Origin of the sequence: Staphylococcus sp. GDX8P114P-2, from assembly GCF_017892945.1 — a bacterium.
Lineage (GTDB): Bacteria > Bacillota > Bacilli > Staphylococcales > Staphylococcaceae > Staphylococcus > Staphylococcus arlettae.
Window position 1 is genome coordinate 83353 of record NZ_JAESMB010000013.1, and the last position, 11849, is coordinate 95201.

14 protein-coding genes are annotated in these 11849 nt (G+C 33.2%); all 14 read right to left on the reverse strand.

What is annotated here, in order from left to right; all coding sequences use genetic code 11:
- Positions 1-369: 369 nt before the first annotated feature.
- The gene (locus KA845_RS07040; RefSeq protein WP_167867878.1) at positions 370-1602 is read right to left on the reverse strand and encodes an NRAMP family divalent metal transporter; all 1233 of its coding nucleotides are present in this window, start codon (positions 1600-1602) and stop codon (positions 370-372) included.
- A gap of 3 nt (positions 1603-1605) precedes the next feature.
- A complete protein-coding gene (gene pxpA / locus KA845_RS07045; protein WP_167867877.1) occupies positions 1606-2364 on the reverse strand; it encodes a 5-oxoprolinase subunit PxpA in 759 nt (252 codons plus the stop codon).
- The gene (locus KA845_RS07050; protein WP_021459908.1) at positions 2361-3722 is read right to left on the reverse strand and encodes an acetyl-CoA carboxylase biotin carboxylase subunit; all 1362 of its coding nucleotides are present in this window, start codon (positions 3720-3722) and stop codon (positions 2361-2363) included. Before KA845_RS07050 ends, pxpA begins: the two co-directional genes overlap by 4 nt.
- A 28-nt stretch (positions 3723-3750) precedes the next feature.
- A complete protein-coding gene (locus KA845_RS07055) occupies positions 3751-4185 on the reverse strand; it encodes an acetyl-CoA carboxylase biotin carboxyl carrier protein (protein ID WP_021459907.1) in 435 nt (144 codons plus the stop codon).
- On the reverse strand, positions 4185-5192 hold the full coding sequence (locus tag KA845_RS07060) for a 5-oxoprolinase subunit C family protein (RefSeq protein WP_210127884.1): 1008 nt from the start codon (positions 5190-5192) through the stop codon (positions 4185-4187). The genes KA845_RS07055 and KA845_RS07060 overlap by 1 nt, the downstream gene beginning before the upstream one ends.
- The gene (pxpB, locus tag KA845_RS07065; protein ID WP_103387853.1) at positions 5182-5913 is read right to left on the reverse strand and encodes a 5-oxoprolinase subunit PxpB; all 732 of its coding nucleotides are present in this window, start codon (positions 5911-5913) and stop codon (positions 5182-5184) included. The genes KA845_RS07060 and pxpB overlap by 11 nt, the downstream gene beginning before the upstream one ends.
- A 315-nt stretch (positions 5914-6228) precedes the next feature.
- Complete coding sequence (gene greA, locus KA845_RS07070; RefSeq protein ID WP_002510473.1) at positions 6229-6705, reverse strand: transcription elongation factor GreA; 477 nt, start codon at positions 6703-6705, stop codon at positions 6229-6231.
- A gap of 28 nt (positions 6706-6733) precedes the next feature.
- On the reverse strand, positions 6734-7357 hold the full coding sequence (udk, locus tag KA845_RS07075; RefSeq protein ID WP_002510472.1) for a uridine kinase: 624 nt from the start codon (positions 7355-7357) through the stop codon (positions 6734-6736).
- Complete coding sequence (locus KA845_RS07080; protein WP_002510471.1) at positions 7357-8622, reverse strand: peptidase U32 family protein; 1266 nt, start codon at positions 8620-8622, stop codon at positions 7357-7359. The genes udk and KA845_RS07080 overlap by 1 nt, the downstream gene beginning before the upstream one ends.
- A gap of 11 nt (positions 8623-8633) precedes the next feature.
- Positions 8634-9557, reverse strand: a complete 924-nt coding sequence (locus KA845_RS07085; protein ID WP_103387852.1) for a peptidase U32 family protein — start codon at positions 9555-9557, stop codon at positions 8634-8636.
- Positions 9554-10195 (reverse strand): O-methyltransferase, encoded by a 642-nt coding sequence (locus KA845_RS07090; protein ID WP_002510469.1) that lies wholly within the window; start codon positions 10193-10195, stop codon positions 9554-9556. Before KA845_RS07090 ends, KA845_RS07085 begins: the two co-directional genes overlap by 4 nt.
- A 608-nt stretch (positions 10196-10803) precedes the next feature.
- Positions 10804-11136 carry a DUF1292 domain-containing protein gene (locus tag KA845_RS07095; RefSeq protein WP_002510468.1) on the reverse strand — a complete coding sequence of 111 codons (333 nt, stop codon included), beginning with the start codon at positions 11134-11136 and terminating at the stop codon, positions 10804-10806.
- A gap of 16 nt (positions 11137-11152) precedes the next feature.
- Entirely contained in the window at positions 11153-11581 is a 429-nt protein-coding gene (gene ruvX / locus KA845_RS07100; RefSeq protein WP_103387851.1) for a Holliday junction resolvase RuvX, read from the reverse strand.
- A 2-nt stretch (positions 11582-11583) separates the two neighbouring features.
- Positions 11584-11847, reverse strand: a complete 264-nt coding sequence (locus tag KA845_RS07105) for an IreB family regulatory phosphoprotein (RefSeq protein ID WP_002510466.1) — start codon at positions 11845-11847, stop codon at positions 11584-11586.
- Positions 11848-11849: the final 2 nt, after the last annotated feature.

Sequence of the window (11849 nt, forward strand, 5' to 3'; positions counted from 1 at the left end):
AAGTATAAAATTATTGTCTACTAGTTAATACCCATCAACTAATAAGCTAAACATCTTTTATTTTGTCAGTTGATTTATTTAATATGACAAACACCGCCTTTGTTTAATTTATATATTATAATTTTTCAGTTTAACATTAGCAGTGAATTGAAGCGACTCCTACGGGAAGACCACTAGCAAAAACTACAGGCTAAGTCAGTGGCTGCGGAAAGTGTACACAAAAAACTGCCAACAAGTTATTTTCATTTAATCGGCTATAGATAATATTTATGTACTATTATCATTTTAGTAATGGTGTAAATAAGAAAAGCGTAAATTCAACAAATAGTCGGTGTTGAATTTACGCTTATACATATATTGATCCTAACTTTACATTCCAAACAGCGTGCTTAAACTTTGTAATGAGTAAATACCTGTTACCACCGTTACAATAACTGCGATAATACCGAAAACAAGCATCCACGTAGGGTGTTTATAATCACCAACAATTGATTTACGCTTACTCGCAATTAAAATTGTACCGAGTGTAATTGGTAAAATTAAACCATTTAACGCGCCTGCAACAATTAATAATGTTACTGGCTTACCTAAGAATAGGAAAATAATAGTTGATACAACAATAAATAGAATAACCATTAAATTACTCTTTGTATATAATGATTTGTGTAAAGTTTTTAAAAATGTTGAACTCGTATACGCTGAACCAATAACTGATGACATGGCTGCAGCAAACAATACTACACCAAAAATATTTTTCCCTATTGGCCCTAGCACGTGTTCAAAAACTGATGCAGGAGGATTTTCTGAACTAAGCGTTACACCAGTGACAACCACACCTAATACACCTAAAAATAGAAGTGTTCTTAGTACTCCAGTAGTTAAGATACCGGCCACTGCAGCTTTGTTCACAAACGGTAAAAAGGCTTTTCCTTTAATACCAGAATCTAATATTCTATGTGCCCCAGCGAAAGTAATGTAACCACCTACAGTTCCTCCTACCAGTGTAATAATCGGTAACACTAATGCCAATGGATTTTCAGGTACAATCATATGCGTTAATGCATATCCATAAGGTGGATTGGCTTTAACCATTACGATTGCCACTACAATTATCATAAGCACACCTAAAAACATCGTGACTACATCCATAATTTTTTGGCCACTACGACTTAGGAAAATAGTAATAGATAATATTGCAGTAATTGCAGCTCCAACCTTAACATCTAAGCCAAAAATGGCGTTTAGTCCTAAACCAGCACCAGCAATATTACCTATATTAAATGCTAACCCACCTATGGCAATTAAAATGGATATAAATGTGCCTAGTCCACTGACTATATCATTGGCTACCTCTTGACCCCTTTTTCCAGTTACTATAAGTACTCGCCAAATGTTAATTTGTGCTCCGATATCAATTAATATCGACAATAAAATGGCAAAAGCAAAGCTAGCAGCAAATTGTGCAGTAAATACTGCAGTTTGTGTTAGAAAGGCTGGTCCAATAGCTGATGTCGCCATTAAAAAGACTGAACCTAATAACAGTCTTTTATGATTTTTTGTAAATTGGCCATCAGTTTCACCATTTTTTAATTTTTCTCCCATAAATTATCCCCCTAATTTAGTTATCAAAATACCTTCATTTGATAACTTTTCTCGGATTTGCGTAACAAAATCTAAAGCATTCTGACCATCACCATGTACACAAATAGTATCTGCTTGAATATCTATTTCCTTACCAGTTTTAGCAATTACCTTTTGATTTTTCACCATATTTAATACTTGTTCAATTGCTTCATTTGTATCAGTTATGAGTGCATCACTTTCTTTTCGACTTACAAGTTGACCACTTTCCTCATAACGGCGATCAGCAAAGACTTCAGATGCAGTTTGTAAACCAATTTTTTGAGCTTCTGAAATTAATAATGTATTTGATAACCCAACAAAGATTAACGTATTATCTACATCATATACAGCTTGTGCAATGGCTTGCGCAATTTCACTATCTCTTGCCCCCATTTGGTATAACGCGCCATGAGGTTTAACATGGTTCAATTTAACATTCTGCGTTTGACAAAATGCAGATAAAGCACCTAATTGATAAACTACTAAATTATAGATTTCTGAAAGTGATAAATCCATATTACGTCTACCAAATCCTTGTAAATCTGGTAAACCCGGATGCGCTCCTATACCTATATTATTTTCTTTTGCTAGTTTAATCGTTTGATACATAACATTTTCATCACCTGCATGAAAACCACAAGCAATATTAGCTGAAGTAATAACTGGTATAATATTATTGTCATTACCTATTGTATAATTACCAAATGATTCCCCTAAATCACAATTTAAATCTACTTTCATGAATTTCTACCTCCTATAATTTGGTGTCTATCTAAAAACTTAATATCAACGTCTTCAGCATTTCCATTCGCATATGTAGGATAAGATAAAACTGCATATAAAAAATCTGCTGTTGTAGTAAAACCATCTATTACCATTTCATCTAATGTAACTTTAAGTTTAGATATCGCCAATGATCTGTTATCGGCTTTTATAATAACTTTGGCTACTAAAGAATCATAATGCGGTGATACAGTATAACCTTGATAAAGTAAAGAATCTACACGCACATTAAAGCCTTGAGGTAAATGTAATGCTTGTACTGTCCCTGGTGAAGGTTGAAATCCTTGTTCAGGATTTTCGGCATTAATACGTGCCTCTATTACATGACCACTAAATCGAATATCTTCTTGAGTGAACGGCAATTTATTATATTGCATTAAATATAGTTGTGTTTGTAACAAATCAGTGTCGGTACGCATTTCAGTAACTGTATGTTCAACCTGAATTCTGGCATTCATTTCAATGAAATAATAATCATCTGCTGTTACCAAGAATTCTATTGTACCAGCACTTCGATAATTAGCTGCTCGCGCCACAGCTACTGCATCATTACATATTTGTTGGCGTCGTTTATCACTTAATGCTGCACATGGTGATTCTTCAATTAATTTTTGATTTTTTCTTTGTACAGAACAATCACGTTCGCCTAAATGTACATAATTTTGCTCCCCATCTCCCACAATTTGTACTTCTACATGCTTTGCAACAGGAATAAATGCTTCTACATAAATACGATCGTCATCAAAATACTTTTTACCTTCACTTTTAGCTTCTTTAAAAGACTTTTCTAACATATCTCTAGATTTAACAATCCTAATCCCTTTACCGCCACCACCACTTGCGGCTTTTAACACGAGTGGGTAACCAATATCTGAGGCAATCGTTTCAACTTCTGAAAGTGATTCTACAGCGCCTTTAGATCCTGGTATAATTGGGACTTTAGCTGCGTCAACAGTTTGTCTTGCTGTAATTTTATCCCCCATCAACTCCATTGTTTCTTTAGTTGGTCCTATAAAATATAAGCCATTTTGTTCTACTTTATCCGCAAATGAAGGACTTTCAGATAAGAAACCATAGCCTGGATGAATTGCAGTCGACTCAGTAATTTGTGCTGCACTAATAATTCTATCTTGATTCAAATAACTATCTAAAGCGTTTGCTTCTCCAATACATACTGCTTGATCAGCGAGACTAACATGTAAACTTTGCTCATCTCCTACAGCATAAACTGCCACTGTTTCTATACCTAATTCTCGACATGCACGAATAATGCGTACTGCAATTTCGCCTCTATTTGCGACTAAACATCGATGCATCACAAATGCCCCCTTTTCTAGAAGTTAATTAATCCACTTTGATAATAACTTGATTGTATTCTACATTATCACCATGTTCGACAGTGATTTCTGAAATTTTACCTTCTACCTCACTTGTTACTTCATTCAAAACTTTCATAGCTTCTATATAACCTACGACATCACCTTTTTTAACTTCGTCACCAACTTGTATTAAAGGATTAGTAAGTTCTTTTTCATCTTGTAAGAAAAATGTTCCAACCATAGGTGCTGTAATTGTTTGACTTGCAGTTGAATTATTTTGAGTAGCTGCTTGAGTGTTGTCATTCGCCTCATTAGCAATCGTTGCATACTGCGTCCCTGTTGTTTGTTGTGGTGACGTAAAGTCGATTTCCACTTCACTGGAATGGTCTTTATATTTGAAGTTCTTAACGTCATTTTCTTTTACAAGTTTAATTAATTGTTCTATTTGATCTAATTTCATTATAATTCCCCTTTTAATAATGTATTGATTTTAGTAGCAGTTCTGCGCATTTGAGTTAAATCAAATTGTGGTTGCTCATCAATAGATGTTAGTATTTCTGCAAATTTTTGTTTTTGTTCAATCAATTTGTCAGTAGCCTCTTTAATAGAAATCCATTGAAAATTTAATTTATCACCAGGTTTTTTGTGCGCTAATATTGATAAATCACTTTGACACACATTAGCTATTTTGGTATAACCGCCTACAGTTTGTTTATCATTTAATAAAATAATTGGATTACCATCATTTGGAACTTGAATACTACCCAAGGCTACTGGTTCAGAAATAATGTCCGCTGATTGTTGCGGTTGAATGGTTGTACCATTTAAACGATAACCCATACGATCTGCATTTTCAGAAATAGTAAATTCAGTACTTACTAAATCTGTAATCGCAGTTGATGAAAATGCTTCGAATTGTGGTCCTTCTACAATATGTATTGTCGTCGCATCATAATTTACGATTTCATCCTCATAGCAGTAACCTATACGTTCTTGATAGCGGTTACATTGTTTTGTGTTAATGACATCATTCTTTTTCAATTTACGCCCTTTATAACCACCAATATTACTTCTAGTATGCGTTGAATAGCTTCCAGCTATTTGTGATATTGCTAAAGGTCGACCGAATAGAATATACCCTCTAGCACCTCGTAATACTTGATTGCAAGAAAGCACGTCACCTTTTTTTACTGCAACAACAGTCTGATGTGCAATTTTCACATCATTTAATTTAGCATTAAAACAACCCCCTGTTATTACAATAGTATTATCACTCATAAATTCGATCGTTGGTCCAATTAATGTACATTCAATAGCAGGTCCTTCATTTCCAATTAACTTTTGACCTAAAGTGAACGCATATTCATCCATTGCACCAGCTATAGAAAATCCTTGATCCTGAAATCCAAACCTACCTAAATCTTGTATCGTTGAAAAGAGTCCAGACTTTAATATTTTAATACTCATCAGTTAATGTCACCAACCCTTCGTAGTTATAATTACCTGCGCTTTGTTGTTCGACAATGTGCTGAAACTCTTCAGTAGTTATACTATAAAAATGAATATAATCACCTGGCTGATACAAGCACATGGGTTGTCGTTCGATATTAAAAACTTCAATTGGTGTTTGTCCTATGATTTGCCATCCTCCGGGTGAAGATTTAGGATACAACCCTGTTTGATTATTAGCTATCCCTACAGAACCTGCTGGAATTTGTGTACGCGGTTCTGATCTTCTTGGTGTATGCAATTGAGAACTTAAACCACCTAAAAATGGAAAGCCTGGCATAAAGCCAAGTAAGTATATCAAATAGTCTTCTTTAGTATGTAAATCAATCACTTGTGTTGTAGATAGGTTATGTACGGCAGCCACTTCTTCCAAATCAGGACCATAATCCCCTCCATAACACACTGGAATATTAATAATTCTTTTTGGCTGATTAACTTCAGTATTATTTAGATTTAACGTATCGAGTTGCAACTGATTGATAATGTTTTGTGGTTTATCCTTCGTTATATCAATTGTAAGCATGATAGCACGATATGAAGGAATAACTTCTAAAATTGCTGGAATATCTTGTTGCTTAATATACTCTGTCGCTACTTGTACATGTTGAAAAATTTCTGGATTTATTTCATTTTGAAAATAATAAATAATAGTTTGTTCATTTAGAATTTTCGTTTCCAATAATAAACCCCCCCCCTTGAGTTATTATAATTATCAGATAATTACAGTCATACCTTTGTATTATATCATTTACTTTCTATTTTGTTTACTATTTAATTGATATATCAATTAAATAGCAAAAACCATTTAATAGTTTAATATTCTTAGGTTTAATAATTACAGTGTCGCACAATAATCTAATTCTTTTTAAATTATTATCTAAACCAATTTAACAAATCACAACAATTCCGTACATATATAATTTTACATTTTTTGCACAAAAATACCCTAAAAACAGTGAAGTTTTCAGGGTATTATTATAATTTTACATTATTTTTACTTAATATTTACAATTTTAACATTAATTTCGCCACCATTAGGTAATGCCACACGAACTTCATCATCTAATTTTTTACCAATTAAACTTTTAGCCATTGGTGATTCATTAGAGATTTTACCGTTAAATGCATCTGCTTCTGCTGAACCTACAATTTGGTAACTTTCTTCTTCATCACCAGGTAATTCTACAAATGTAACTGTTTTACCAATTTGAACTTGATTGTTATCACCTGTATCTTCAATGATCAAAGCATTACGTAACATATTTTCAATACGTAAAATATCTTGTTCAATGAAACCTTGTTCATCTTTAGCTGCATCGTACTCTGAGTTCTCAGATAAGTCCCCAAAAGAACGTGCAACTTTAATTTTTTCTACTACTTCTGGTCTTTTAACTGTCTTTAATGTTTCTAATTCATTTTCTAATTTGTCATAACCTTCTTGGGTCATTGGATATTGCTTTTGATTTTCCATAATGTCATCTTCCTTTACCTTTATAATACTATTGTTTACTAACTAAAGTCTGGATTTTTGTAGTCATAATGTCGATTGCAACTTTATTACTTCCACCTTCGGGAATAATTATATCTGCGTACTTTTTAGTAGGTTCAATAAATTGATTATGCATTGGTCGTACAACATTCAAATATTGGTTAACAACAGATTCCATTGTACGTCCTCTTTCTTCTGTATCACGCAATAACCGTCTTAATATACGCAAGTCTGCATCTGTATCAACATAAATTTTAACATCCATTAAATCTCTTAATGTTTTATTTTCCAGCGCAAATATACCTTCTACGATAATAACATCTTTTGGTGCAAATGCAATTGTTTCGCTACTTCTCGTATGATTTTTATAATCATATGTAGGCACTTCTACAGTTTTACCATTTCTCAAGTCAATTAAATTCTCGATTAGCAAATCATTGTCAAACGCAAAAGGATGATCATAATTTGTTTCTAATCTTTCTTCAAATGATAAATGGGATTGATCCTTATAATAATAGTCTTGAGCTAAAAGTGCAACACTATGACCTTCTAAATTTTTCATAATTTCATTTGTAACTGTGGTTTTGCCAGAACCTGAGCCACCGGCAATACCTATTATGGTCGTACTTGTCATCAGCGAATTTCCTTTCTCATCATGTTGTGCGTATAAATAGGACGATCTACTTTTATTTGAATAATTTGCAATGGGTGTCTTGCTGCATCTAATTCATTACCTTCTTCATCGTAAATGTGTGTCACTACTTGTTTGAAGGTTTCAATTTCAGGGCCGAAAAATTCTATTTCTTGACCAGGTTTAAAATAATTGCGTTGTTGAATAGTTGCAATCTGACTATTAACATCATAATCAAGTACCAAACCACAAAAGTCATATGTTGTTTTCTTACGGTCTTGATCACCAAACATCTGCTCTTCATATCCAGGAGTGCCTTCAAAAAATGCTGGTGCAGTGTCTCTATTAGCACATTTATCTAATTCGATTAACCATTCGGGCTGGATTTTAAAATTGTCTGGATCTGCAGCATAAGCATCTATAACTTTACGATATACTGAAACCACAGTTGCTATGTAATGCATTGATTTCATACGGCCTTCTATTTTTAATGAATCTACGCCGATATTCATCATGTTGGGTATTGATTCTATCAATTTTAAATCTTTGGGACTCATAGCAAATGGTGTAACCTGTTCATTATCATACAACAAATCAAGTTCTCCAGATGTATCAACCTCTAATAAATCATAATCCCAACGACAACTTTGACAACACCCTCCACGATTTGAATCTCTAGCTGTCATATGGTTACTTAACGTACAACGACCGGAATATGCAATACACATCGCACCATGAATAAAAGCTTCTATTTCAATATCAACCTTATCTTTCATTTCTTGCATCTCCATGGCACCTGTTTCCCTAGCTAGCACCACTCTATCTAAACCTTCATTTTTCCAAAACTCTACTGCTTTATAATTGGATAATGATTGTTGAGTAGATAAATGTATTTCTAATTTTGGTGCTACTCGTTTACAAGTTTCAATAATTAACGGATCTGCTACAATTATGCCAGTAGCACCTGTAGCCTCTAAATCGATTAAATATTGGTCTAAACCTTCCATGTTCTCATCATGTGCAATGATATTAGTTGTAATGTAAATTTTAGCTCCATATTTGTGGGCGAATTCTACACCTTCTTTGATTTCTGCCATTGTAAAATTATCAGCATTTGATCGCAAACCATATTCTTGGCCACCTAAAAACACTGCATCAGCGCCATAATGTACCGCAATTTTCAACTTTTCTAAATTACCAGCTGGTGCAAGTAATTCGGGTTTTTTAATTGTTGTTTGCTGTAATGCTATTTCAGCTGTTGTTTTCATGTTTAAGCCTCCTAATATACCGTTTGTTTATATAAGAAGCCTTCATCAAATGGGCGATGTTCAGGTTGTATTGCTTCTATAGGATCAACAAGCATAAATTTTTCATCTTCATACATTTCTGGATCTTCATTATACAAATCAATAGCTTCTCTATATTGGGCTGTGCATATATTGATATATTCTTCTGATTGTAACACACCATCAATTTTTAAGGCATCAATACCATGTTCTAACAACGCATCTAACTCTTCTATTAAGCAGATATCATTAGGTGACATAATATGAGTACCATTGTAATCTTCATAAACAGGATATTTATTATCACGTTCATCATCATATAATAGCAATGTATTATTAGTGTTATTGCGCTCAATTTTCATTTGACGTTCTTGGAAAGTGTAATAATTACCTAATAACATACGTTTTGATTGAAACATACACGTCATACCATGAACTTGTACTTCTATTTCTACTTCACTATGTTGTTTGATGTTTATAATTTCTTCTAAGCTTAATTCACGTGCTAAAACTGCACGCGATGCGCCTTTATTTCCCCAATAGTTGCATTGGAAATAATTAGTAACAAGAGCTTCAGCATCCCAATGTAAAGTAATTGGATTATTTTGTTGCTTCACATACATAATTACTGCTGGATCGCCGAAGATAATACGGTCGACATTTATGTCGTGTAAAAAATTGATGTAGTCTTCTAAGGCATTTAAATGATAATTATGAAAAATACCATTTACGGCTGCATAGGCTTTTTTCCCATGGTCATGTATTAATGATACAGCCTCTCTCATCGCATCTCTATTAAATTCTCCAGCTAACCTTAAGCCAAACTTCTGTTCACCGATAACGAATGCATCAGCGCCTTTTGCTATCAAAGTTGTTATATGATTTATCGATTTTGGAGTAACTAACAGTTCTGTCATTTTGATTCTCCTTTAATTGAGATTGCTAAGCCATCATCTATATTAAGAAAATTAGTAACAAAATCAGGATGATTCATTAACCACTCATTATATTGCTGAACTTTTTTTACCATTTGTTTAACATTACGTGACCTTACAACATCAATATCAGCAACAAAACCATGGTATAAAACATTGTCTGTAATAACCATTCCTTGTTCGTTTAACAATGGGCTATAGAGTTCAAAAAACTTTTTAGATTGTGCTTTAGCAGCATCAATAAATATCATATCATAACTATGTGTACTAACATTTTCAAATTGCTCTAGCGCATCACCTTGAACAAGTGTTATTTGATCATCATAACCAAACTGAGTCACATGTTGTTTAGACAGTCGTTGCATTTTCTCATCGCGTTCAATTGTAGTAACATGTATTTGTTCATTTACCGAAGCAAATTGCATAGCACTGTAGCCGATTGCGGTACCAATTTCTAAGATATGTTTAGGGCAATGGACACGTATCAGCTGCTTAATCATATCTAATGATAATTTGTCGACAATTGGGACTTGATTTTCTTCTGCGAAAGGTCTTAATTTTTCTATCTCATTATCTGTTTGTTTGTGTAAATTTAATAAATATGTTTGGTTTTTATCCACATCAATAACTTCCTTTTTTAAATACATAGCATAGCTCATAAAAATAAATCAGTCTTTCTTTGAGACTGATTAGTATGTAATATCTTTTGATGATAATCATATTGTTGATCATCAATATGTGTCTATAAATTTAACTTTATATATTTTACCATAATTAAAAATGAATTTTAAGTATATTCCCAACGAAACGCTAATTAATGTTAACTTTCTTTAAATTAAAGAGACTGAGATAACATTGATTCGTCCAAACCTTTTTATATTTAAAATTTTACAATTTTGACCGTGCATGCTTGGGTTATAGCTCGAGCCTGAAATCTCTCACTCATACTATTTCTCCGGGCGTCAGCATGTTACAAAATCAGTACATAATCTATATTTGTTTCTATTGCTTTAATTGTTTGTCTCATTGATTTGATAACAAGTAATCTTTGTATAATACTGGCAGTAATTTATGCCGATTCCTGTGAGAATTGCGCTAACCAAAGATTACAGGAATCGACAGTGCCCACGGAAAGCGTGTATTAAAAAACTGCCAACAAAGTCGGGACTTTGTCGACAGTCTGAAACTACTTTCTCCTTTTAGAGAAAGTAGTTTTTAGATGCATCAATTAATGTTCGTGATCGTGATCATGATCATCGTCCATTTCAGTATTTACAATTTCTTCAATCATGCTCCATTCTTCATCTGTTTCAACCGGCAAGAATTTACCACCTTCACCATTTTCATCTGGTTCATTAATCATTGGAACTAATTCAATTAAATCATCGTCGTCTGACTCTGCACCTTCTTCTGCTAAGATTACGTATTCTTTTTTAAATTCTGGATGATAAAATTCTAAAACTTTACGATAAAGTACTTCGTTACCTTCTTCATCATATAGCGTTAGCATCTCTTCTTCATTATTGATTTGTAATTCTGCATCTTGGTTATGTTCAGTCATCTTAAATTTCTCCTTTTTATTGAATTGAATCCAAATAACCTTGCAAGATAAACACTGCGGCCATTTTATCAATTACTTTTTTTCTTTTCTGTCTAGAAACATCGGCTTCAAGTAATGACCGCTCTGCAGCCATAGTACTTAATCTTTCATCCCACATAATAAGTTTTACAGTTGGAAGAGATTCTTGAAGCTGTTCCTTGTATTGTAACGAAGCTTCGCCTCGAAATCCAATAGAATTATTCATATTTTTTGGTAAGCCTATAACGATCGTTCCAACGTTCTCTTTTTTTACTATTTGTACAAGCTGATCAATGCCTAATTGATTTTCGCTTTCATTAATTTGGAGTGTATCTAAACCTTGGGCTGTCCATCCCATTAAATCACTTATCGCAATTCCTACTGTTTTACTGCCTACATCAAGGCCTAATATTTTCTTTTTCAACATAATTATTTATCTGTTTTTTCTTCTAAATAATTTGAGACAAGTTCTTCCATAATATCGTCACGATCAATGTGTCTGATTTGGTTTCTTGCTTCATTATGTCTCGGTATATAAGCAGGGTCACCTGATAATAAGTAACCAACGATTTGATTTACAGGATTATAACCGCGCTCTTCTAATGTATCATAAACATTTTTTAAAACCGTTTTAACATCTTTTTTTGGAACTTCATTGTAATTAAACTTCATAGTTTTATCTAAGTTTTCCATAA